The following is a 24,600-nucleotide window of genomic DNA, read 5'->3' on the forward strand; positions in this document are numbered from 1 at the left end:
GTGTTGTTCCGTAAAATACTGCCGTTTAGAGTTGTGATATAAGGTATGAAAATTTACCACATTAAGGTGTTTTTGTTAGAGTGTATGATAGAATTCAGAGCAGGATTTGTCTGTAGAGAGCTTATGAAATAAACCATATCAAATGGGTTCAGTTGGAATCTGTTATATAAAAAGCAAGATTGTTGATAGATCCGGTTCTGGTCGAAGTTTCCGTTTTAGGGTAGGAAGACAGTCAATCTATGTATCTTTCCATTTCATAAAAGGGTGAGAGTGTATTTTAATACAATGGCTAAGGATATAATTTCAGAATGATTTTGTTTGTTTTTAAAAGATAGTGAATACTCTCCCTTTACTTTATGGATGATGTTCAAAACTTTTTAAAATATAAAGAAGACTAAAATGCTGAATATTTCCCAAACGAGAGTATTCTGTCTGAAAGATGTATCAATAGGAAAGCTTTTGGTGGCTAGGTCTCAAAAAGGGATTTGTCATATAGCGTTAGGAGACACTATAGAGCAATTATTACAGGAGTTTACGATACGCTTTGGTGATGCACAACAAGTTGTAGGTGACAATACATTTAAGAGAGAAGTTGCCCATATTATAGCCATGATAGAAACACCTAAGCTGGTAAAAAAATATAATTTTCCCTTAGATATAAATGGTACAGTTTTTCAACGACAAGTATGGGCAGTATTATGTGATATACCATGTGGTGAAACAATTTCATATGAGATCTTAGCATGCCGTATTGGTATGCCGAAAGCTTTTCGTGCCGTTGCTCATGCCTGTGCACGTAACGAATTGGCTATTATCATTCCGTGTCATCGTGTTGTGCGTAAAAATGGTTTTATTTCAGGGTATCGTTGGGGGGAAAAACGGAAACAGATTTTACTACAACGGGAACAAAATGGAAAAATTTAACTTTGTGTGATGGGCATTATAATCGTTACAGTTGTTCCTTTCATTTCTTTTGAAGTAATTTCAAGTTTTCCTTTGTGGAGTTCTAGCAAGGAGCGTGAAATGGCTAATCCAAGACCTGAGCCCGTATGAGATTTAGTGAGCTGATTTTCGACTTGTTCAAAAGGTTGCCCAAGTTTTTTAATTGCTGATTGGGGAATACCAACGCCTGTATCTGTAATTTTAAAAATAAGGTTATTTTTTTTCTTGAAAGCGCAGACATCAATATTTCCGCCAGAAGGCGTAAATTTAACGGCATTAGAGATGAGATTAAGGAAAATCTGTTTCATTGCACGACCATCAACTTCAGCATGAAGTTCTGGGGTAATGTTTGTTGTAACAACAATATTTTTTTCTTGAGCTTGAGGTGTTAGTGTTCGTACTGCTTCACTAATGATGGGCTCAAGATCGGTATTTTTACAATCAAGCGTAAATCTTCCTGCTTCGATTTTTGACATATCAAGGATGTCATTGATAAGGGTTAGAAGATGGGTTCCTGAATTGTAAATATCATGCATATATTCCTTATAGCGTTGTGAACCAAGAGGACCAAAAGTCGATTGCAACATGATATCTGAAAAACCAAGAATAGCATTCAGAGGCGTGCGCAATTCATGAGACATATTGGCTAAAAATTCTGATTTAGCCTTATTAGCACTTTCGGCGCGTTCTTTTTCTGCTTTCAAACTTTTATTAAGTTTTTCAACTTCTGTTGCGCGTTGTTGAGCACTCCCTCGCGCGCGCTTGAGTTCTTGAATGAAAGAAAAAAGACGCCTTTCACTGTCTTCAAATTTTTCCTGTTGTTGTTTAAGCTCAGAAATGTCAGTACCAATACAAACCAATCCTCCATCTTGGGTTCGTCGTTCGTTAATTTTGAGCCAACAACCATCTGCCGTTTGGCGAATACTGGTTAAGTTACCAGTACCATCATCTTTAAGGGGATATTCACTGAGTGCAGGGCGTGCCATGGCTTCGACCGTTGCACGTTGGATACCTGATTGGAGAATTTGTTTAGGAATAGCGGCATATTCGCAAAATTTGCTGTTGGACATGACTAAACGTCCTTCAGCATCCCACAAGACGAAAGATTCTGAAATGTTTTCAATCGCATCACGGATACGAAGGTCGGCTTGCGCTGTTTGTTCAGCCAATTGTTGCTGTTCACTAATATCGAAGGAAATACCAACCAAATGGGGTTCTTCTTCTTCAGTAACTTCGGCACGAATGCGCATCCATACATAATGACCATCAGCATGACGCATAGGAACGTTAATATCGATATGCTTCTTTTTACCGCTCATTAATTCCTGAGCAAGATCAAAAAAATTCGCATCATTTGGATTGATAATGGCGCTAATTTGGGAAATTGAGAGCAGTGCATCTTGAGGGACATAGCCGAGCATTTCGTACATTGCTCGTGACCAGTAGACACGTCCACTTGCCATATTCCAATCCCATAGTCCACAGCGTCCACGCATCATTGCCATATCAATACGGTTTTGAATTTTTTCTGAAACAAGATCTGTTTTGCGTGCTCGTACAATTTGGTTGTAATAAGCATAAAGAAGAGCGAGGATAACGCCACTAGTTCCAATAAACATGGTTATATTTAACGAGAGAGCTTTCCGCCATTCCATGTAAATATGTTGCATTTTTTCACTGATGAATACCCCATATTGTCCATTTTCTGTTTGCTGAAAGGAAGCGAGAGCAGGAATATCTTTTCCTATTGTAATTTTCATGATTCCAGCATGTTTTCCTAGAGCTTGTAAAGCAATGCTTTCAGAGGTAAAATCCTGTAAGGGTTTTCCTAAGACAATCTCGGAACTTGATGAAGCTAGGACATTGCCTTTTTGATCGACAATAGCAATAACAGCGCTGGTTTTTATAAGACCTTTGTTACGAAAATTAGTCAGGATATTTTGTAAATGATTATGAGAAAGAACAGCAGTTTTTCCTTGTCGAGTGGCTGCAAGTAAGTCACGGTCAATCGTATTGGTAATATGAGAAGCTAAGAGAGTGATGGTAGAATGCGTGTTTTTATCAATTGTGTTGCGCCAATCATAGATTGATAGGAAACGGATCGCTGCTAGCGTAACAAGAAATGCAAGAATTACAAATGGGAGTGAACGTCGCAGCCAAGGTTCAATAAAAAGAAGTTTTTGATAGGCAGGACCAGAAAACAGATTGGTACGCTCTGTCCGCTCCTTGCGACTTTGAGCGCTTGATTTTGAATCAGCATACACCTCCCTTGGCGCATTATATGCGTCCAATTTAGCCATCTCGCGTTCCTTTAATTCTGGAATAATGTGATTTAAAAACTGCTTCGATATTCATAGTAACCCCATCGAGTGCAATGAATCAAAACAGGAGTCTTCTGTCCAGTCTTTTTTTTAAAAAAATAATTTTACTTTTATAATTTTGGAATATGAAAAGAAAAAAGCACTTTAAACGTGACCTATAAACAGGCTTAGATTACCTGTTTATAGGTTTAATGATGATCGAATAGTTTATAGAATTTATTTTAAAAAATATTATAGCATATTGATTTAAAATAATTTTTTGTTTTAAGTGAGCAGACGATTAATGATATCAGCAACATCGCTTGATAATTTTGGCGCAACAGCAATCATTTTTAATTCAGTTTCAAGTTTTTGTTGTCGAATAGGTTCTAATTGTCGCCAAGAGCGCATCATTGTTAATAATCGTGAAGCAAGCTGTGGATTTTTTTTGTCAATTTCCAAAATGACTTGGCAAAGAAAATGATAAGACGCTCCATCCATCCTATTAAAGCCCGTGAGATTGTTAGAGGCAAAAACACCGATTAGGGAACGTACACGATTAGGATTATCTTGTGAAAAAAGCGGATGTTGCATGAGCTTTTGAACATTCTCGAGTGTTGATGTGCCAGCAACCATTGCTTGAATAGAAAACCATTTATCCATGACCAAAGGGTCATGCCGATAGCGGTTTTCAAAATCATTTAAGGCATTTTGTGCCTGCTCACTTTCATTAAAACGCTTTACGAGAACAGCGATACTAGCCATACGGTCAGTCATATTATCAGCTGTTGCATATTGTATAGCAGCTCGATTTGGATTGGCTTCAGCAATGGAAAGGTAATCCAGTATGATATTCTTTAATGCTCGTTTTCCAGCTTGTGCAGTGTTTGGTGAATAGGGCTCTTGGGTTTGCATTTGTCCATAGAATTTTGTTAAGAGCTCTTGATGAGTTTGTGCAAGTGAAGCTAAAAACTGATTGCGGATATAATGAATACGATCTGGGTCAATATTTTTACCGATTGTATGAGCAAGCTCAACTTCACTAGGTAAATTTAAACAGAAGGCACGAAATTCAGGCTCTAAGGTTTCATCTGTTATGATCGTTTCAATCAGCTTTAGCAAAGCAGAAGAGAGTGTTGCTTTTTCTTGTGTTTTATCTTGAATGCTTTGAATCAAAGCTTGCGTCATTAAATGATTAAGAGATTGCCAGCGATTGATGTGATTGTCATCATGTTGTGCAAGAAAAATAAGTTCTCTTTCATTGAATGGAGTGTGTAGAATGATTGGTGCTGAAAAGTCCCGCAGCAGTGATAAAACGGGTTTTTCACGCAGTCCCTTTAATGTAAACGTTTGGCTTTCCTTGGATAAAAGCATAACATCTGATTGAATATCTGTATCTGCTTCATAGGTGAGGTTTTCTCCGTTAGGTCCTAACAAGCCAAATACGATAGGGATAAGCATGGGCTTTTTTGTATTTTGTTGTGGGGTTGCGGGAATATGTTGCTTTGCATGAATTGTTAAAACACCATCGCTATAATGACTATCGATTTCTACATTGGGTGTTCCTGCCTGTTCATACCATAGCATGAATTGGGAGAAGTCTTGACCAGACACTTCAGCAAAACAGGTAATAAAATCTTCAATTGTACAAGCTTGTCCATCATGACGTTGAAAATAAAGATCAGTGCCTTTACGAAACAGAGTAGGACCTAAAATAGTTCGTATCATGCGAACAACTTCAGCACCTTTTTCATAAACAGTTGTGGTGTAAAAATTATTAATTTGGCTATATTGACGAGGACGTACAGGATGCGCAAGAGGTCCTGCGTCTTCTGCAAATTGCGTTGCTTTTAATGCTTTTACATTTTCAATTCGCTGTAGGCTGCGTACATTTTGATCTGATGAAAATTCCTGATCACGATAAACAGTGAATCCTTCTTTTAAACAGAGTTGAAACCAATCGCGACAGGTAACACGATTACCGCTCCAATTATGGAAATATTCATGTGCAATGACACGTTCAACATTTCTATAATCCTGATCGGTTGCTGTTTCAGGATCGACAAGAACATATTTATCATTAAAAACGTTAAGGCCTTTGTTTTCCATTGCTCCCATGTTAAAGTCGGACACAGCAACAATATTGAAAACATCAAGATCATATTCGCGTCCGAAACATTGTTCATCCCAACGCATGGAACGTTTAAGAGCATCCATTGCATAGGTTGCGCGTTCGGTTTTTCCTTTTTCTACATAGATACCAAGCTCGATACGTCGTCCAGATACAGTTGTAAAATGGTCTTCTAACTTATCAAGATCTCCACCTACTAAAGCAAAGAGATAAGATGGTTTGGGATAAGGATCTTCCCAAATGGCAAAATGGCGATTATTCTCTAAAGTTCCTGTTTCCACCAGATTACCATTGGAAAGCAAGATTGGGATTGTTTGGGAATCTGCTTCAATTTTCACTCTATAGGTAGAAAGAACATCTGGGCGGTCGTAAAAATAAGTAATACGACGAAAACCTTCCGATTCGCATTGTGAGCAATAAACACCATTTGAAAGGTAAAGCCCCATAAGTTGGCGGTTGCTTTCAGGATTCAGTTCTGTAACCAATTTCAATGTAAAAGGAGCCGTTGGTGGCGTTGTAATTTCTAAACGTGAAGGCGTCACTTTATAAGTGTTTGGGGCTAATATCTCATCATTAATAGAAACGGAAATTAAAGTAAGATCATCACCAGAAAGAACAAGAGGTGTTAATTCTTTTGTATCGTGACGGGATTCAATAGACAATATGGCTGTAACATAGGTTTTTGTCGGTGCTAATTGGAAAGAAAGTTGTGTTTTAGGGATAACGTAAGGTGTTGGTTGGTAGTCTTCCAAACGATAAATAGATGTTATTGGCTGTTTCATAGTTTTTTCCCATTTGTATTTTAAGAGTTAAAGAAGGGTGTGTTAATTTTAGAAGCAAGATAGGATTAAAGAATTACAAAAGGCTGTCGAGGCGATTTTTTACTTCTAAGAAGTCTATCCATGTAAGCTTCTTTTGACTAGGGGTTCTAAGAAGGTAGGCTGGGTGGAAAGTTGGCATAACAGGTATTTTTATATTATCCTCGCTTTCATAGATATGCCATTTCCCTCTTGTTCGGATAATCCCATTTTGAGATCCAGTAAGAAACTGTGCAGCAACACCTCCCAGTGCTATAAGAACACGAGGACGCGCTAAATAAATGTGCCGTTCAATAAAAGGGCGGCACAAGGCAACTTCTCTTGGTGTTGGTGTACGATTTCCTGGTGGACGCCAAGGAATAGTGTTGGCAATGTAAACATTATTTCTTGTTAAGCCAATTGATGCGAGGATTTTATTAAGCAACATCCCGGCTTTTCCCACAAAAGGAATTCCTTGTATATCCTCGTCTCGTCCTGGTGCTTCGCCTATAAGCATTAGGGGGCTTCCTGCTGTTCCATCTGAAAAACAGGTATTTTTTGCTGTCAATTTTAATGAACAGCCATTAAATGCAAGGAGAGCAGATTTTAATTCATCAAGTGTCTTGGCACTTTTTGCACTCTCTATAGCTGTGGATTCATTTTGTATAGTCCTAGAGTTATGCAGCTGATGATGATCTAATTTTACGGTTGGAGATGTTTTGGGAGATGCTTGTTGATTATGAGAAATGTTCACGACAGATATTAATTTTCTCTCTGAACAAGCAGACTGCTTAAAACGATCAATAGGGAAATCCGTCAGAACGGCATCCGCACCACTTTCTTTATAAAAGTTTAAGAGTTCTTCATAGGAAATTGAGCACGGCGTTTGATTTAACATTTTACTTTTTCTAATGATCTAGCGATTATAGATCAAACAAAATTATCCTTCAAGTTTTATTAAATGTATTCGCTAGCCATTAATGTATAAGAACGCTGATAGGATTCTCTCTTTTCACAAAAAAGGCAAATCGTAAAATGCGAGTGTTCGCGATTATATACATCTTTAAATGTACAATTTGTTTAAATTGCGCTATTTCAACTTTTTAAACAGACTAAACTCATTCATAATAAAAGATTTTTTTATTGAATGCAAGTGGTGTTATAATATTTGTTATCATTGTATTCTATATTTAATACTTAATTAAAGTTACTTTTGTAGTATTTTATTTATAAAATAAAGTATAAATTTTTTATTATTATATTTTTTAAATAATTTTTATTAAAAAATAAATATATTAATGAATATATAAATATTAATTTTATATGAGAAAAATACTAAGACGTTATAAACTATTTTTACAATGGGTTAAAAGCAATGTGTGGATATATTCTTTTGCTTTTTTTACAGCTGAAATGAGAGGTTCATTTAATGCTAAATGCGCTGCAATAGCGCTTGAGAGAATGCAACCTGTTCCTCGCATTGTTCCTTTTAAACGTGGAGTAGAGATATTTATGACTTCAGTTTTGTCAATGAAGCTATCAATTGCAAGAGGCCCCTCCGCATGTCCCCCTTTTACTAAAATAGAGCGAGCTCCCAATGACAAAAGTTTTTTTGCTTGTTGTATTGCTTGCTTATCATGAGATGCCAATGGACTTTGGCTAAGAAGAGCGAGTTCTTCTCTATTCGGTGTTAAAAGATCAACATGAGGAAGCAGTTTATCGATCATAGTGTCGATGATTGTTTCCGTTATTAGTTTTCCTCCTGATGAAGCGACAAGTACAGGGTCCAAAATAACTGGAACATGGGGATAGTCTTTGAGTACATTACAGATTGCTGCTATAATTGCTTTTGTCCCCGTCATACCGATTTTTATTGCGCTTATTGGATTTGCTTCTAGGGCAGCACGCATTTGCGCAGCGACGAGGTCTCCACGCATTGGAATGATTTCGACAACGCGATTATCATCTTGTACGTTAACACAAGTAATTGCTAAATTTGCTTTTATTTGAAAATGCGCAGAGGTTTCTATATCACGAACAATACCAGCACCTCCTGTTGGATCAGTGCCCGCAACAATAAGAATGGAAGGTATCAACGCCATGTTTGTGTCACTTTTATCCACTGCTGTACACGCTCTTCAGGTTTTTTATGGAGGATAATATCAGTCACAACAGCAGCACTATTTGCTCCTGCTTTTAAAACACCAACTGCGCGTTCTGGTGTTAAACCACCAATACCCACCAAAGGTAAAGCACCAATCCGCTTTCTCCATTGTTTGATTTTCTCTAATCCTTGCGGCATCCATTTCATTTTTTTTAAGATTGTCGGATAAATAGGACCAAGTGCAATATACTCAGGATTAGCAGAGAGTGCGGTATCCAATTCATGTTCATCATGTGTACTAAGACCAACTTTTATATCACTTTTACGAATTGCGTGAAGATCAGCATTGCTCAGGTCTTCTTGTCCCAGATGAATAAAATTGCACTTTTCATCAATTGCTATTTCCCAATGATCATTAATAATTAATTGTGCTCCCAATTTATTGCATATGTTTTTTGCACGCTTGATATGTTGACGGATTATTTGTTGATTTTCATGTTTCATACGCAATTGTACGAGCTTGATACCAAGAGGAAGCAAACGTTCAATCCAATCAGCGTTATCAACGATGAGGTAAAATGGATCCAGTTTCATGAAAATACTGCTTTTCCAATGATTGGCGTTGAAGGGACTGCTACACTGCGTGCTTCGATCATGCCAGCTTTATATCCCATACGTCCTGCTTGAACAGCTTTAGAAAATGCTTCAGCCATTAAGACAGGATCACCTGCTTTAGCAACTGCGGTATTAAGCAGTACTGCATCATAACCGAGTTCCATCGCAATGGCGGCATGTGATGGGCGTCCAATGCCGGCATCAATAACAAGAGTAGCATCAGGAAGGTAAGCACGGATAGAACGCAATCCATCAGTATTATGAGGTCCTTTGGCAGAACCAATAGGAGCACACCAAGGCATAATAACACGGCAACCAATGTCAAAAAGTTTTTCAGCAACAATGAGATCATCCGTTGTATAGGCAAAAATTTTGAAACCTTCATTGTTTAAAATTTGAGCAGCTTCGATTAAGGAAAAAATATTTGGCTGTAAGGTATCTGAATTACCGATAATTTCGAGTTTAATCCAAGCCGTTTTAAAAAGATCTCTTGCTAATTGGGCTGTGGTTACGGCCTCTTTAACAGTATAACAACCAGCAGTATTAGGAAGCACTGTTACCCCAAGTTCTTGAAGAAATTTCCAAAATTGTCCACCTTGTTTTCCACCTGCAGTTTCACGGCGCAAGGAAACAGTTACAATTTCCGTATTCGATTTATGAATAGCATCACGAAGGATTGCTGGTGAAGGATATTGCGCTGTACCTAATAGAAGACGGGAAGAGAATTGTCGTCCATAAAGATTCAGCATAATTTTAGCCTCCTTGCATTGGGCTTAAAATTTCAATTTTATCTCCTTCATGCAAGACAAATTGGCTTCGTGCATCTATGGGAACAACTTCAGCGTTAACAGCAGTTGCAAGCCAATTTCCTTCATACCCCAATTCTTCAAGCAAGAGACCGAGAGTCATAACTTCTGTTTGGACTGTTTCACCATTAACAAATATTTGCATGTTTTATTCCAATGCCAATTCCATTGCTCGTTTTGCCATTTCTGGAGACAACAGAAAACCATGTCTATAAAATCCATTAATAGAAATAAAGTTACCATCTTTATACACAGAAGGGAAGTTATTAGGATAACATGGACGAACACCAACGCCAGATTCAATAATTTCTGCTTCAGCAAAAGCAGGATGTAAAGTATAAGCCGCGTTGAGCAGTTCCATCATTGATCTTACAGAGATTGCACCATCAAAGTCACTTTCAATCATCGTTGCACCAATCATAAAAATATTATCTTGTCGAGGTACAATGTAGAGAGGAAACCGTGGGTGAAGAAGACGAATTGGACGCAAAATTTTAATATCGGTGCAGCGCACGAGAAGCATTTCACCACGTACGCCCCGTATATTTTTATCTTTTCCTAAACGTGCTATTCCTGTCGCATCAATAACAATATCAAAATTTTTTTCAGCTATTTCTACATCAACAAAACAGGCTCCATTGTTGAGAAGCTTTTCTTTTAAAACCATAAGTGCTTTGCGAGGATCAATATGGGCTTCATTTTCATAAAAGAGCGCACAGTTAAAACGTTCCGCAAGATCTGGTTCAAGATGAGCTATTTCTGTATTATCTACGGTTTTGTGATTATGCGTACGCACAGAAAATCGTTCAAGCTCTCCTCTATCTCGTGTAGGTGCAACCACTAAAGTGCCTTTTTGTATGACAAGGTTGGGGAGCGTTTTACGCCACCATTGTATAGCTTGTACACCAAGATCTTCAACAATTTGTTCTGCACTTTCCCTTTCACAGTAAGGTGCAAGCATTCCTCCTGCATACCAACTAGCACTTCCTATAGGTGAATGAGGGGGGGCCGATACAGTAACAGAAGCACCTTTTTGCTGTAACATAAAGGCAACTGTTAAGCCGCCTACACCTGCACCTTTGATAAGAATGTTCTTCAACTGTTTACTTTCTTTTTTTGAGGAGGAACAGTTTCCATATAAAGGTCACCATTTTTCTGATATTTTTCGGCCATGGCGATCATACCTTCCCCTTTTGTTTTTCTTATTGCAGCTGCCTCACGAATATCATGGGAAATACGCATAGAACAGAATTTTGGTCCACACATGGAACAAAAATGCACTAATTTATGGGCTTCTTTAGGCATTGTCTCATCATGAAAGGCACAAGCTGTTTCTGGATCAAGAGAAAGGTTAAATTGATCGTGCCATCTAAAATCAAATCGTGCACGCGAAAGAGCATTGTCGCGCAATTGTGCTCTAGGCAAACCTTTAGCAAGGTCAGCGGCATGAGCAGCAATTTTATAAGTGATCACACCAGTTTTTACATCATTCCTATCGGGGAGTCCTAGGTGTTCTTTAGGTGTTACATAACACAACATAGCAGTTCCAAACCATCCAATCATAGCGGCACCAATTGCTGATGTAATATGGTCATAACCAGGAGCAATGTCCGTTGTAAGAGGTCCCAAAGTATAAAAAGGCGCCTCATGACAAAGATCTAATTGTTGCTCCATATTTTCTTTAATTTTGTGCATTGGGACATGCCCAGGACCTTCAATCATAACCTGTACATCTTTTTTCCAAGCAATTTTTGTCAATTCTCCCAAAGTTTTAAGCTCTGCAAATTGGGCTTCATCATTGGCATCGGCAATAGAGCCAGGGCGCAATCCATCCCCCAATGAAAGAGAGATATCATATGTTTTTGCAACATCACAAATTTCATCAAAATGTTCATAGAGAAAGCTTTCTTTGTGATGATGGAGACACCATTTTGCCATAATAGAACCGCCTCGTGAAACAATACCTGTTACACGATCAATGGTCATAGGAATAAATGGTAATCTTAATCCTGCATGAATGGTAAAATAATCAACACCTTGCTCTGCTTGCTCAATAAGGGTATCACGGAAAATATCCCATGTTAAGTTTTCGGCAATACCCTGTACTTTTTCGAGTGCTTGATAAAGAGGGACTGTTCCGATGGGCACAGGAGAATTTCGGATAATCCATTCACGAATATTGTGAATATTTCGTCCTGTAGAGAGATCCATAACTGTATCTGCTCCCCAGCGAATGGCCCAAACCATTTTATCAACTTCTTCTTCCATAGATGACGTTACTGCTGAATTACCAATATTGGCATTAATTTTAACACGGAAATTACGCCCAATAATCATGGGTTCGCACTCTGGATGATTAATGTTTTGTGGAATAATGGCGCGTCCACAAGCAATTTCATTGCGAACAAATTCGGCAGTATAAATTTCTGGTATTGATCCAGAAAATGTTTCATTTGATGGTACATTCTGCCGTTCTTTTACTGCTAATCCTTCATTTTCTCGTATAGCCACATATTCCATTTCTTCGGTAATAATGCCTGCGCGTGCGTAAGCCATTTGTGTAATTGCTTTGCCATTTTTTGCTCGTAAAATAGGACGTTTTTGTTTAAAGGCTGGTGTAAGATTGTTATCAGAAGTCAATCCATTATCTTCAGGTTTAACTAATCGTGCAGGATAAGTTTCAGTATCATCCCGCTTAGAGAGCCAAGGTAAGCTAATTGCTGGCAAGCCTTTTGTAATATCAATGATCATATCTTTATCTGTATAGGGGCCAGAAGTATCGTAGACGTTTAAAGGTTTTTCACCACTGCCATCAGTCAGTGAAATTTCACGCAATGGTACGCGCACATCAGAAAAGAGAAGGCTCTGTTGATAAATTTTGCGTGAAGAGGGAAAGGGGCTACAACTGATTGATGGAGTATTTTTCTGCACAAACTTTTTCCTTATAGACACAGAGTTCAAAAATAGGTTGCGATGTTAATGGAGATGTATTCAAATTATCAATCACGAGCATTCGGGTGAATAGGAATAATATTGCTTTGTAGCAAAGAAAATCCAATACAGCTCAAGAAAAGTTATTTTGAAAATTGATACAATATCTATTCTAATATTTTCATGCCTCCTCCCACTTGAAGTATTTTTGTTAATACGAATATGGTTGGCTTAAATATCTATATTGTCAATCATAAAAATATATTTTAAACGATTTTGGTGTGTTTTTAAGAGTGTAAATAGATATTATGAAGTGATAAACTATGATATTGAAGCTTTTATAAACCAGAATAAAGTTAAAAACGGATTATCAGGGAAAAAGTAGATAGTTTATGGCTCTGATTGAGATTTTTTTCATATTAAAATAATAACTCAGAATACCATAAGATTCTCTCATCATACATCTTTTCATATAAAATCACTTCCTTGCACGTCATAAGTGGGGGCGTATGGGGCAAAACACTTGAAGAAAGGAAGCCAAATGTCATTTAATGAACATTCTAAGATGTGAGGCTGTCAAAACGTGGGGGACAGTAAAATGTATAATGGGTTCCAGCTTGTATCTTCAAAAGCTTAACGCTGATGATCTATAATGGCTTACTATTTTATTATTGACGTGCGCTGTCGTAAAATAAAAGGAGTATATTTTGAGCAATATTTCTTTAAAAAGTGCGTAATATGCAATATCATTATATTTTGTTTGGAGCATTCTATTCTTCATGAGGGGGATGTTCCCATTAAGAATGCGATAAACAAAAGCGTGAAACAATACCTAATCTTTATTATTAAAAATAATATTGTTTTGAATGTTTTGAAAATCGTAAGCTGAATTAAAAAATGATGATGAAAATGAACAAAGGCTTTTTATCTTGAAATTTCATCAACAATTTTAAATAGTTGGAAGAGAGAGGAAAGCAAAAGGATGTATCTCAGCACAAAAGTATACGTAAATTCATTTAAGAGCCATATGATATCGTGCAACAATATTTACATATAAAAAATAACTAATTATGTTTTATATGCAATAAAAAATACTACTTGTAATGTAATTCTATTATAATTATTATAATGAAACAATATAAAAATTGAATAAATTTACGGAAAAACAATTTTTAAACAATAAAAGAGGAAATAAACAAAATAGAATATTTTTATAGACAATAAATTCCATATGAAACGCTACAGTATTTTTTTATAAATGGTTATTAATAATTAAAATAAACGCAAACAAATAATTATTATGATGATGATTAATAAAGCCGAAAACCAATTTTTGAATAAGTAGGGAATTATGAGGAAGAGTAACCAAATTCCCACCAAATATTACTATTATTAACAGTATTATAAATGGTAGCCATATAAAAGCTGCAGCTATACAGCCAGTGATGATTGGTGCACCCCAAAGATAGACAAATGTGTTGACAAGAGATTCATAAATAAATTCGTTAGTGAATTCTTTATCTGCAGTATCATAGCATTCTATAATCGCTTTGCATTACCCTACTCACATCATAAAACTCGTTATGCACCTTATGAATGATATAAAAACAGCTTATCTTTTAAATCTTGTTAAAAAGATCATATTTAAGTAGTGCAATTATACTAAATAGTGAGGTAAATGCTGGAAGGAATAGAAAAGGACACCTAAAATATTCTTTTTTTAATTCTACTGTAACGATTTTAAGCATCCCCCCCCCAATGAAAAGATTGTAAACAAAAATCCTAATATACTGCATACGATAAGATCTCCAAAACTCATATTCCCATCTTTCTTTTTGAGTGTTGGTTTTGTTGATTCATCAATACGTATTATATTTTTGTAGAATAGATCACATTTTATTCATGTATTGTAAGGTTATATATTAGCGTTATGTATGTAAAAAGTCTGGAATTTCTGAGTTTTTTATTACCTAAAGAAAATGTTTCTGACATTAGAAAATATAGCAATAACTTCAAAAACAGTAAAAATAACCCCATCGAGAGCTGGTAAAGGGTGTAGCTAATAAATGATGTATATTTTAAAGGGAAGATAGAAGTTCAAGGTGCAGAGAACACTGAAAATAAAGTCGGTAATGAGTGGAGGGGATATTTTATTTGGAAAAGACAAGCCATGGATAGTCCAATTGTCTGGCTACTTATGCAAGATTTTGTAAGGTGTTTTCTTTGATAGTTAAGGGTATAGCAAGTGTTAAATCGATGGAGCGTATTTTTTGTTTGGATTGATGAAGCAGATGAGTTAGAAAAACAGTTTAGAGAATGCTTTTTGATATTGTCATGAATTAAGAAGAACACCAATAATTGCAAGATGTTGTTTAGAATGATTTATTATTCTTGCAAAAAAGATATACATATAATAATATATAGAGGCAGATGTGCTAAGTGTGGGAGGGGAAAAGTTGGTTATGGGGCGTTTAAAAAACAAGGATATTGTTCATAAAAATTGGGGGAGGGTGCTAGGTTATGCTTTTTAATTTTTTCCGGATCGGATACAACCTTCAAATTTTGTGAAGGTGTGTAGTGTTTCTTTAGTATTTCAAAGTATTTCTTTTCAGTTCAATGAAAGCGTGAGGAAATAGCCATATTGAATATATTCTCTATGATGTATTTAGATTGAACAAAAGCTTGTTCAAAAAAACATTGGTGATAATCCTGTAACACAATTTCAGGAATAAATTGAATAAAATAGAACAAAGTATCTGCATGTGAATAAAAACATAATGAAGCATGCAAAAAATTTGAAGCTAATTTTAAAATTTTAATACAAATGATAGCTAAAAGATAGAATTTCTTTGTTTAAAATATATGGTATAAAATATCGACGAGATAGATTTAAACTATTGAAAAAATAAAAAAAGATAATGTTTAAGTCAGAAACTTTCTATGTGGGTGATAAGTTATTACATTCAGTAATGGTTATATGAAATCCATAATAAGAAAAATTTTGAACAGTATTTATAAATTTTGCAACAAGATGCAAGATTTGAGAAATAATTATATAACAACAGCAAAACAACAAAACAAGATACTGAGTAACCTCAAATGAGGTGGTTACATTACACATTAGAAGAGAAAGCATTAATACTAATGTTATGAAAAGCGTCTGGTGAATTTAGGTTATAAAATTGGAAGGAGTGAAGAGAGATAAAATGCGTAAATACGGATGGTACAGTGGTTATGATGTACCAATCAACAGCGGCCGCACATTTTAGTGCACAGAACGAGAAATTGTTAGAAAAACTATGAAAATAATGGGGGATTTAAAATGTCTAATATTTACGATTGGTCTCTAAAGGCTGATGAAAATGCTTATTCAGATAGTATCATTAATTGGGCAGAAGGTCAGCCGCCTAGTTCTGTTAATGATAGTGCACGGGCGATGATGCAGCGCGTACGTGAATATCTTGCAGATAATGGAGGATCTATTAATTCAAGCTTTACAGTAAATGTGGATGATAAAACAACATTAATTACTTTAAAGACAGTTTCGCCTATAAAGAAATACAACAATGATATCGTCATACGTTTTAAAGCTTGTGGTGTAAATATTGGCGCGACAACCATAACTGTTAATAATATAGGAGAAAAGCTTATCTATAAAGCCACTGATGTGGGGGTTATACCATTAGAAGGTGGAGAATTTCAAACAGATGGCATTTATGAAATGGTATACAATAATGGTGTTTTAATAAAAGAGCATGAGGGTTGGTATTTATTAAATCCTACACCACCAAAGATAGAAAGTTTTCCCGCTGGATTCATTGCAACATTTGCTATGCAAAATGTGCCAAATGGTTGGCTTTTATGTGATGGTAAGGCCTATAAGCGTGAAGATTATCCGCTGTTATTCAATGCAATAGGTGATAAATGGGGAAAAGACAGCAATAAAACTTTTAAAGTTCCTGATTTTAGAGGCATGTTTTTACGCGGCTTTGATAATGGTCGGGGTTTAGATGGTGGTAGAAAGTTTGCGGATGAACAACAAGATAGCATAAAATCGCATACGCATATTGGGAGCATTGAAAACGCAGGCGAGCATGCACACAATTTTGAGTATCAAGGGGTAGGCTGGCCCGTTGGTGATATTGGAAGACTCCCGAATCATTATACTTATAATACGACCCTGAAAGGGAGAACAGCTTCTGCTGGTGCACATACACACAAGGTAACTCTTTCCCATACAGGTGAGGCAGAAACGCGCCCTGTTAATACAACCGTTGTCTATGCTATAAAATCATGAGTATGGTCGGGTCCATAAATAATCTATAGACCTTGATAATTTTGTTAACGCGGAGCAATTCCGCGTTATTTTCTATGCATATGAAGAGGAAATCTATATTGTTAATAGGATACTTGAGAGAGTCAAAAAACAATTTAAAAATGATTGAAAGAAAGAGTTGAGGATATAATTTATTTTATAATTGTATGATAATATAGGGAAAATATGTAAAAATCATTTAAACTGTACCGTGAAGTGATCTAGAGATACATTTTTTCATAAGGTGTTTTGATAGGGGGTAAGGTGATAAAATTATTCAACCTGAGGCATAAATAAAGTACAATATTTTAACGTTTTTTTGTGCAAAAACAGCATACCCCCGTATGAGTTAATTCATCTTATAAAGATATCTCTCACCTTGTTGTCGATTTCATTTCTTTGCATTGCCATGGTGGAGGCTTTATCTGTAAATGATAGTACTCCTTGAGTGGAATCATCATTATGCTTGTGAAGCAGAAGACAAACGCTATTTCTATACTCTCTCCTCATCCCTATATTTCGCATTGTTTTTGCATTAGGGGGGCTTACAAGAAGCGTTATTGAGTTTATTTTAAAGTTTTTATTCAATAGGTTAATTCTTTGTGATATGCCAATAAACAATTTTTTAATAGAAAGAGAAAAGTAAAAAATATTAGTATAAATTAATATTTATTTATAAAAAAAGTTAAAGTATATGTGTTATAAAGAAGATGTTACTATTAAAGCTACAAACAAATCTTTTGTGGAGGGGAGAAAAGTACTTGATTTCTATATGGTCCTTAGAAGATATAAATAATACACCCGTTATTATAACAAAGGCATTTGTACGCATTTCTTGAATCATTTTTATAAAGATAAAAGTGATAGAAAGAGTAGGAAAACGCATATTTATGTTGTATAAATTCGTATTATCTAACAGTTTGATAGCAAAACAAAACTTCACATGTTTTTAGTTACGTAAAATCTTGAAAGATTTTAAACTGGTAGTTTTTTCAAAAAATATCTTTAGGGTGCTTGGTCTTCTTTTTTAATGATAGATGACAAAAAGGAGTTCATATAAAAATAAAAAAGATTCTTGAATATTTGCGTGTTTTATTTTGCTATGGACTTTAGTTTTTAGATTGAAGCCGACAGCTTAGAGATCTAATTTCATAGGAGGATGCCGTTTGAGGGAGTATAAAAGGGATATCTTCTTTAGGTAATTCAGAAACGTTTAAAGAACAATGATAAACATTGCGGAGATTTTGTGTTGTCAAAACATTAGTTGCATTTCCTTCGCAATAAATCTCACCTTCCTTGAGCAAGATCATGTTATCTGCATAATGTGCCGCGAGATTGAGGTCATGAAGAACAGCAAGAACGCCGCCACCAGAATAGGAAAATTGTTTAGCAATATCCATAACGATGATTTGATGTTGAATATCGAGGCTAGCAATAGGTTCATCTAATATCATCCAGCGAGGAATCCCATTATGAACAGGTTTCCAGACTTGGCAAAGTACACGGGCAAGTTGTACTCTAGCTTGTTCTCCGCCTGATAATTGGTGATAATACAGGTTGCCATAATCAGAAAGGTCAACGCACTCTAAAGCTTTCTGGATAAGATTTTGCAATTCGGCTGTGGCAAAGGTAAATTGGTTTACAGAAAGACCAAGTCCTACAACTTCATGGACTAAGAATGGAAATACGAGCGTTGTTGATTGTGGTAGTACAGCGCGCATTTTTGCCATTACATGAGTTTTTGTTTGGCATACATTATAACCATTTAAGGTTATTTTTCCACTGTAAGGAATTTCACCACTCAGAGCTTTGATAAAAGTACTTTTTCCTGATCCATTAGGACCAATAATAATGGTAAAAGCGCCACTTTTAGCTTGAAGATTAATGTGTTTAAGAATCTTCTTCTTTCCGCGCTGAACACAAATATTTGTCGCTTCAATCATGAAAAGTCTGTTCCTCGTTTGCATATAAGGATCCATAGAAAGAAAGGTGCACCAAAAAGTGCTGTTACAATCCCAATCGGCAATTCTGCGGGGGCAACAATTAAGCGTGCAAACATATCAGCAAAAATAAGTAATGCTGCTCCCAGGAGAGCAGAGCAAGGAATGAGATAGCGATGATCAGGACCTATGAGCTGACGTAAAATATGAGGAACAATAATACCAATAAAACCAATACCACCACTGACAGCAACAGCACTACCACACATAAGAGCAACAAGGGGAATAGCAATATTTTTGACGCGTTGAATATGGAAACCAATATGGCCAGCAACAGCTTCTCCAAGAGCAAGGGCATTAAGTGCTCGTGATAAAAAGGGAGAGAAAAGAAGACCAATAACGATAAAAGGAAGAACGAGCCATACTTTTAACCATGTAGCGCCCGCAAGAGAGCCAAGACTCCAAAAAGTGATATCACGCAGTTGTTGGTCATTTGCGACAAAAATCAATGTTCCGACAACTGCACTGCTTAATGCACCAAGAGCAATACCAGCAAGCAGCATGGTTGCAATAGAGGTAAAGCTATTATGCGTTGCTATTATGTAGAGAATAATCGTTGATAAAAGTCCACCAAAAAAAGCACCTATGATAACTTTATAAGGCTCTAGAAAAGGTGCAAATGAAACAGGAAAAGCAATGCCGACAACAATTGCTAAGACTGCTCCAAGTCCAGCACCTGCTGATACACCTACAATTCCGGGATCTGCAAGAGGATTACGAAAAAGCCCTTGCATAAGAACACCGGAGACAGCTAAAGCTGCTCCAATCAATAATCCCAAGATAACACGGGGAAGCCTTATGTCTATGAGCACGAGGTAATCACGCGTTTTACTACTTACCGAAAAATCTTGTGTAAGCATCACATGGAGGAGATCAACGAAAGAAACTTTTGCAGCACCATTCAAGAGCCCACCAAAAATACTGAAGATAAGGAAGATTATTAAGCTTAATAATAAAATCTTCCCCTGCTTTGAACGGCTTATTTTTTTACCTTCTTTTGCTTCAGGTAAATGCATCATGGATGTACCGTCTACCATTTTTATCAGCTCTTACCGTTTTGATTTGCACCATAAAGTATCTCAATAAGCTCTCTTGATGCGTCTGCAGTGCGTGGACCAAATCCCAAAAAATACATGGCATCCATCTGTTTTATGGCATGATTTTTTGCTGCAGTTGTTGCTTGAACTGCCGGTATGGCTAAAATCTTATCAATGCTGGTTGATCTTGCACCATGTTTTACAAGTAAGATAACATCGGGATCTGATTTCAATAACGCTTCGCCGTTGAGAAGTTTATATCCTTTATAATCGGTGATAGCATTGATAGCGCCTGAAAGTTTTATCATACTATCAGCTGCAGTACCTGTTCCAGATGCCATGACGCGTCCATTTTGCACAGAGAAAACAAAAAGAACACGCTTTGGTCTTGTTACTTTCGCCAAAAGCGCATCGTTGTCTAAAAAATTACGCTTCAATTTCTCAATTAACGCCGCGGCTTGCACTTCCCGATGAATGGCTTGACCAACGAGGCGAATCTTTTCTATCACATTTTCACGGGAGTAGTCTTCTGGTATGATCACCAGAGGTATCGATGTTTTTTTGAGAATATCAATTGTTGAAGCGGGACCGCTTCCTTCAACAAGCAATATACCCTCTGGCGCAAGTGATAAAACACCCTCAGGTGAAAGAGCACGCATATATCCAAGCACAGGAAGCTTGAGCGCTTCTTGTGGGTAGACACTTGTACTATCACGGGCGACAAGTTGATCTTGGGCTCCTAATGCATAGACAATTTCTGTAAGTGCTCCGCCGATAGAAACAATTCGAGCATTTTCAGGAAAACGCGTTGCAGGTTCAGCAATTACTTGTTTAGAAAAACAAGTAAGAGAGAGCAGTAAACACATAAGAAAAAGGTTTGATAACCTATGTAAAAGAGATATGAACATGTCCAACCTTACCTTATCTTAGTTACTGCTGTTTTCTTGGCATGATGGCAAACTATTCAATAAAGAGCGCCAATCGTCACGTTCTTTTTGTCCCTCCTTGCGTACGCCAAAGAATTGAATAACCATCTCATCAGCTTTATCGAAAACTTCAAGTGAGCTGACATACCCATCAATCGTAGGCTTGCGAACACGCCATACCTTATAAAATCCAGAAACGAGTAAATGGAGGTGAAATTTCTGATCGAGAACATTAAGCCAAGGTCCCATTTGCTTAATGTTCTTTACTTGCCCAGTGAAAATTTGAATACATCCTTTATTACCAACAAAACACATAATTGGTAACTCTTGTTGTGCAACTTGTCTGAGCATCATTTCAACAGCTTCTATTTTTAACTCATCGGCAAACTCATTTCCGACATGTTTTACAGCATCATGTCGATTAATTTTCAGTTCAGAAATAATCTCATGAAGTTGATGCACATCAGTCATCTGGCGCCAACGATCTCGGAACTTTTCAACATCCAGCTTTGTCGTATCACATTGTACTGGAGTAAGAACGGGAGAAATATCAAGTACAGGTGATTGATCGTCATGAAGCAACTTTTCAACAAGTGCAGCCCATTCTTCCATATTTGTTGCGTCTTTAGAATAGAGTTTGAAAATGGCAATGCCATATTGATCAAAGAATTGCAAACTTTTCATAGGTGTTCCGAGAATAATCACATCATGCTCGAAACCAAACTTCCATTTTTTTGAAAAAACACGCAAGTCAATTTCACCGAGTGTTATCGGGATATGCTGGCTTTGAACAATTTTCTCAAAACATCCTGTTATTTCATGGACAGCATTATCATTCCGTGTCAATGCCATAACTGTGCCAAGTTTAGGAGCATTTTCCAAGAGAGTAGCGACATCAGCGCGTAGTTTTTTTGCTTTTCCAATTGTACAATAAGCCGCAATGAGTTCTGCTTCAGATATACCAATAGAGTCCGCGAAATCGCGGTTACGCATCTCTTTTTTTTCTTCACGCAAGCGAATAATCATTTCGGCTGTGTATGACATGGGCTTATCCTTATGTTACCTGTTTGAGGGTTAATTGTTTAATTTTTCAACTCAAAGACAGTAAGTCGAACCACTATCAACTAATGGTTCAACCTACTACCAAATAAGCCCTTTTTTTATTAACAGTAGAACAATAAAAACCGATAAATTGCAAAAAGCTAAAGCGTAAACCTCAAAATCTGTTGTTTAGAGAACAAGAAGAACAGAAACACAATGACTTATTCTTTATCGATCTAACCTTTTTAATTGATCTAATGGTTAACAAAAGTAACTAAAATTTTTGCACGAACGAAACTTTAAAGTTGCGACCAGGCTGAGTATAATAATCCTTCGGCGTTGAGCTTTCACCGGAAGGAAGATCTGATACATTCCAATATTTTTGATTGAACAGATTATAAACACCAGCCCTTATAACAGGACCCTTTTCACCAAATGGCTTCAACCAACCTGACACATCAATAATATTATAACCTGGAATTTTTTGATAGTCCGATTCCTTAGCAACTTTATCGCGTTTGGCAGATGAGGTAAGAACAACGTCTGCTCCCCAGATTTCTTTTGCATATCCGATCCCAACAATCGCTTTTAAAGCTGGAATTGAGTTAAGATATTCATCTTTATCAAGATCTTTTCCTTGCGAATAGGCAAGAGCAAAATTGCTATGGAATCCACCATTAAGAGCCAAATGTATTTTGGCTTCAGCACCATAAATACGCACATTCGCACGATTTATGTAATGGCGACGCGCAAATTTGAATTCCTCTGATGGCCCTTTATCTATAGTATCTATAAAGTCCTTGTATTGATTAAAAAAGGCACTGACTGAACCGCCGAAATTTCCATTTCCATACCTTATACCAACATCATATCCATTGCTTGTTTCTGCTTTAAGATCAGGGTTTCCCTTCACATAATAAGCAGAGGGTTTTATATAAGAGACATAAAGTTCTGGAATACGTGGTGCACGAAAAGCTTGCGCCCATTGAGCATAAAGTGTTACTTGATTACGAACATCCAGCTCCATACGTAATTTGGGAGAAAAACGTGAACCATTTCTTTCTGGAGGAAATTTGTCAGAAATCAGAGCTTTCTCATAAGAGGACGTTTTTTGAGGGATATATTTAAACCAATCATAACGAACTCCAGGTGTTATACGGAAATGGTTATCAGCAAAGCCAATTTCATCTTCGAAAACAAAACCCAAATTATAGCCATTCGCATCTGGTGAATCTGACCGATTAGCGGGTACAAAGAGACAGCCCCGTGCATTTTCCGCCAAATGACAATTATCTTTCCCTAACAAATAATGATGAAATTTAGATGATAAAACATTAGTGGCAATCTTTAACGTATGATCTACAGTGCCAATATGAACTTTCTTGAGAGCGTTAGCATTGATACCATAATTAGTATTACGCAAAAAATTATCTCTCAAAAAATCCCCTTTGGGGGCCCTAACACGAAATCCGGTCAGAATATGACGATTTGACTGTCTTTGCCAATAAATCTGCCCACGAAATGCATCAAAAAGTGCATCTTCATTGCCATTATAGTCATAAGAAAGAGAAAGGCGTTCACGGAGTTTGTCGTCCTTATCATAAACAGAACTAGGGGCATAATATCTCTCAGAAGCATTCAATGAATGTGTATCAATGGTGTGACCAAAACGCTCGGCGGTAAAACCAAGTCGGTGATTATCATCAAGGTATTGGTGAATTTTAAAGAGCAAATTATTTTGATCAAAATGAGCAGGGTTTTTACGTGTGCGCTCTCCATAGCCCTCTAAGGTTCCCATATTTTTGCGCTCATGACCTTCCGCATAAGAACCCTGGAAAAGCAAAAACGTTTGTTGAGCACGCATTGCAACAGCTTGATCTACGTGCCAACTATTATCAACAGAATGATAACCACCTTTTATAAGACCACCCCAATTTTTTCCTTCTGTGATAAGATCTTCAGGATCAAGGGTACGCAAAGCAACAATTCCTCCTAGCGCACCAGATCCATAAAGGCTAGAATCCGATCCTTGAATAATATCAAGTGTGGAAAGTGCACCAAAATCAAACGTTGTGTTACCACTATTTCCGCGGAATATATCGTCCAACCATGGAAGAACGATACCATCCATCGTTGTAAGAATACGGCTTGCCTCTAAACCACGAATGACAAAACTGTTATTCCCTGGGTTATAGGATACGGATGGATCAAGGCGATTAATATCATAGGCATCAGTTATTTGTTTTTCACGAATATCTTTCGCGGTTTTTCGACTCGTCAAAATAGTGACCGAATCCAAGGCCGTCCCTATTTTTTTCTCTTCAATAACAATTGGTTTGAGTTCAGTGACAGAAGCTCCATCATTACTTCGTGCGAAAACAAATGAAGGTATACAGACCGATAATGCACTTAAAATCACACAGCTTTTATAGATATTTTTTCGTCTTATTTGCATAACACATCACAACCCTTTTAACGTCCCCTCTCTGTTTTGAAATTTTATTTACATACAAAAAGGCTGGACCCGCTGATTAAAACTTGCCAGCCAAGTAGAAATGATTTTGAAAACAACACAAAATCACTGGAAAACCATATTAAACATGACAAAATCAGTCAAGAAAAAAGTTGCAATTTCAAAATAGCCTGTTTTAATGA

16 protein-coding genes are annotated in these 24,600 nt (G+C 36.7%); 2 read left to right on the forward strand and 14 right to left on the reverse strand.

Going from position 1 to position 24,600, the window contains the following annotated elements:
* Nucleotides 1-399 precede the first annotated feature (399 nt).
* Nucleotides 400-924, forward strand: a complete 525-nt coding sequence (locus tag ACFILY_RS01800; RefSeq protein WP_273791214.1) for a methylated-DNA--[protein]-cysteine S-methyltransferase — start codon at nucleotides 400-402, stop codon at nucleotides 922-924.
* Here the strand turns inward: ACFILY_RS01800 and ACFILY_RS01805 are convergent.
* From ACFILY_RS01805 to thiC, 9 genes are all read right to left on the reverse strand, one after another.
* Nucleotides 921-3,242, reverse strand: coding sequence for an ATP-binding protein (locus ACFILY_RS01805; protein WP_375630809.1), 2,322 nt, complete (start codon nucleotides 3,240-3,242; stop codon nucleotides 921-923). The two genes, ACFILY_RS01800 and ACFILY_RS01805, sit on opposite strands and share 4 nt — an antisense overlap.
* Before the next feature lie 285 nt (nucleotides 3,243-3,527).
* The gene (gene pepN / locus ACFILY_RS01810; protein ID WP_273791212.1) at nucleotides 3,528-6,155 is read right to left on the reverse strand and encodes an aminopeptidase N; all 2,628 of its coding nucleotides are present in this window, start codon (nucleotides 6,153-6,155) and stop codon (nucleotides 3,528-3,530) included.
* Between the two features lie 73 nt (nucleotides 6,156-6,228).
* Entirely contained in the window at nucleotides 6,229-7,068 is an 840-nt protein-coding gene (locus tag ACFILY_RS01815) for a uracil-DNA glycosylase family protein (RefSeq protein WP_273791211.1), read from the reverse strand.
* A gap of 445 nt (nucleotides 7,069-7,513) precedes the next feature.
* Nucleotides 7,514-8,272, reverse strand: coding sequence for a hydroxymethylpyrimidine/phosphomethylpyrimidine kinase (locus tag ACFILY_RS01820; RefSeq protein WP_273791118.1), 759 nt, complete (start codon nucleotides 8,270-8,272; stop codon nucleotides 7,514-7,516).
* Nucleotides 8,263-8,868, reverse strand: a complete 606-nt coding sequence (locus ACFILY_RS01825) for a thiamine phosphate synthase (RefSeq protein WP_273791117.1) — start codon at nucleotides 8,866-8,868, stop codon at nucleotides 8,263-8,265. Before ACFILY_RS01825 ends, ACFILY_RS01820 begins: the two co-directional genes overlap by 10 nt.
* Nucleotides 8,865-9,638 (reverse strand): thiazole synthase, encoded by a 774-nt coding sequence (locus ACFILY_RS01830; protein WP_273791116.1) that lies wholly within the window; start codon nucleotides 9,636-9,638, stop codon nucleotides 8,865-8,867. The genes ACFILY_RS01825 and ACFILY_RS01830 overlap by 4 nt, the downstream gene beginning before the upstream one ends.
* Before the next feature lie 4 nt (nucleotides 9,639-9,642).
* Nucleotides 9,643-9,840 carry a sulfur carrier protein ThiS gene (gene thiS / locus ACFILY_RS01835; protein ID WP_273791115.1) on the reverse strand — a complete coding sequence of 66 codons (198 nt, stop codon included), beginning with the start codon at nucleotides 9,838-9,840 and terminating at the stop codon, nucleotides 9,643-9,645.
* Nucleotides 9,841-9,843: 3 nt separating this feature from the next.
* Nucleotides 9,844-10,794 (reverse strand): FAD-dependent oxidoreductase, encoded by a 951-nt coding sequence (locus ACFILY_RS01840; RefSeq protein WP_375637395.1) that lies wholly within the window; start codon nucleotides 10,792-10,794, stop codon nucleotides 9,844-9,846.
* Nucleotides 10,791-12,626, reverse strand: a complete 1,836-nt coding sequence (gene thiC, locus ACFILY_RS01845; RefSeq protein WP_375637394.1) for a phosphomethylpyrimidine synthase ThiC — start codon at nucleotides 12,624-12,626, stop codon at nucleotides 10,791-10,793. Before thiC ends, ACFILY_RS01840 begins: the two co-directional genes overlap by 4 nt.
* A 3,322-nt stretch (nucleotides 12,627-15,948) precedes the next feature.
* On the opposite strand from thiC, the gene ACFILY_RS01850 reads away from it, so the two are divergent.
* Nucleotides 15,949-16,923 carry a tail fiber protein gene (locus ACFILY_RS01850; RefSeq protein WP_375630802.1) on the forward strand — a complete coding sequence of 325 codons (975 nt, stop codon included), beginning with the start codon at nucleotides 15,949-15,951 and terminating at the stop codon, nucleotides 16,921-16,923.
* Between the two features lie 1,127 nt (nucleotides 16,924-18,050).
* On the opposite strand, the gene ACFILY_RS01855 is transcribed toward ACFILY_RS01850, so the two are convergent.
* From ACFILY_RS01855 to ACFILY_RS01875, 5 genes are all read right to left on the reverse strand, one after another.
* Complete coding sequence (locus ACFILY_RS01855) at nucleotides 18,051-18,884, reverse strand: heme ABC transporter ATP-binding protein (RefSeq protein ID WP_375637393.1); 834 nt, start codon at nucleotides 18,882-18,884, stop codon at nucleotides 18,051-18,053.
* Nucleotides 18,881-19,978 (reverse strand): FecCD family ABC transporter permease, encoded by a 1,098-nt coding sequence (locus ACFILY_RS01860; protein ID WP_375630798.1) that lies wholly within the window; start codon nucleotides 19,976-19,978, stop codon nucleotides 18,881-18,883. The genes ACFILY_RS01855 and ACFILY_RS01860 overlap by 4 nt, the downstream gene beginning before the upstream one ends.
* Nucleotides 19,979-19,983: 5 nt before the next feature.
* Nucleotides 19,984-20,886: a hemin ABC transporter substrate-binding protein gene (locus tag ACFILY_RS01865; RefSeq protein WP_273791109.1), complete on the reverse strand. Its 903-nt coding sequence runs from the start codon at nucleotides 20,884-20,886 to the stop codon at nucleotides 19,984-19,986.
* Nucleotides 20,887-20,904: 18 nt separating this feature from the next.
* The gene (locus ACFILY_RS01870) at nucleotides 20,905-21,948 is read right to left on the reverse strand and encodes a hemin-degrading factor (RefSeq protein WP_273791108.1); all 1,044 of its coding nucleotides are present in this window, start codon (nucleotides 21,946-21,948) and stop codon (nucleotides 20,905-20,907) included.
* 271 nt (nucleotides 21,949-22,219) lie between these two features.
* Nucleotides 22,220-24,400: a TonB-dependent hemoglobin/transferrin/lactoferrin family receptor gene (locus tag ACFILY_RS01875; RefSeq protein WP_375630794.1), complete on the reverse strand. Its 2,181-nt coding sequence runs from the start codon at nucleotides 24,398-24,400 to the stop codon at nucleotides 22,220-22,222.
* Between the last annotated feature and the right edge of the window lie 200 nt (nucleotides 24,401-24,600).

Source organism: Bartonella sp. CL25QHWL (assembly GCF_042195335.1).
In the GTDB taxonomy this organism is placed as follows: Bacteria; Pseudomonadota; Alphaproteobacteria; order Rhizobiales; family Rhizobiaceae; genus Bartonella.

Excerpts from the sequence above, each read along its gene's own strand:
- ACFILY_RS01800 (WP_273791214.1), top strand. The coding sequence starts at position 400 with ATGCTGAATATTTCCCAAACGAGAGTATTCTGTCTGAAAGATGTATCA.
- ACFILY_RS01805 (WP_375630809.1), bottom strand. The coding sequence starts at position 3,242 with ATGGCTAAATTGGACGCATATAATGCGCCAAGGGAGGTGTATGCTGAT.
- pepN (WP_273791212.1), bottom strand. The coding sequence starts at position 6,155 with ATGAAACAGCCAATAACATCTATTTATCGTTTGGAAGACTACCAACCA.
- ACFILY_RS01815 (WP_273791211.1), bottom strand. The coding sequence starts at position 7,068 with ATGTTAAATCAAACGCCGTGCTCAATTTCCTATGAAGAACTCTTAAAC.
- ACFILY_RS01820 (WP_273791118.1), bottom strand. The coding sequence starts at position 8,272 with ATGGCGTTGATACCTTCCATTCTTATTGTTGCGGGCACTGATCCAACA.
- ACFILY_RS01825 (WP_273791117.1), bottom strand. The coding sequence starts at position 8,868 with ATGAAACTGGATCCATTTTACCTCATCGTTGATAACGCTGATTGGATT.
- ACFILY_RS01830 (WP_273791116.1), bottom strand. The coding sequence starts at position 9,638 with ATGCTGAATCTTTATGGACGACAATTCTCTTCCCGTCTTCTATTAGGT.
- thiS (WP_273791115.1), bottom strand. The coding sequence starts at position 9,840 with ATGCAAATATTTGTTAATGGTGAAACAGTCCAAACAGAAGTTATGACT.
- ACFILY_RS01850 (WP_375630802.1), top strand. The coding sequence starts at position 15,949 with ATGTCTAATATTTACGATTGGTCTCTAAAGGCTGATGAAAATGCTTAT.
- ACFILY_RS01855 (WP_375637393.1), bottom strand. The coding sequence starts at position 18,884 with ATGATTGAAGCGACAAATATTTGTGTTCAGCGCGGAAAGAAGAAGATT.
- ACFILY_RS01860 (WP_375630798.1), bottom strand. The coding sequence starts at position 19,978 with ATGGTAGACGGTACATCCATGATGCATTTACCTGAAGCAAAAGAAGGT.
- ACFILY_RS01865 (WP_273791109.1), bottom strand. The coding sequence starts at position 20,886 with ATGTTCATATCTCTTTTACATAGGTTATCAAACCTTTTTCTTATGTGT.
- ACFILY_RS01870 (WP_273791108.1), bottom strand. The coding sequence starts at position 21,948 with ATGTCATACACAGCCGAAATGATTATTCGCTTGCGTGAAGAAAAAAAA.
- ACFILY_RS01875 (WP_375630794.1), bottom strand. The coding sequence starts at position 24,400 with ATGCAAATAAGACGAAAAAATATCTATAAAAGCTGTGTGATTTTAAGT.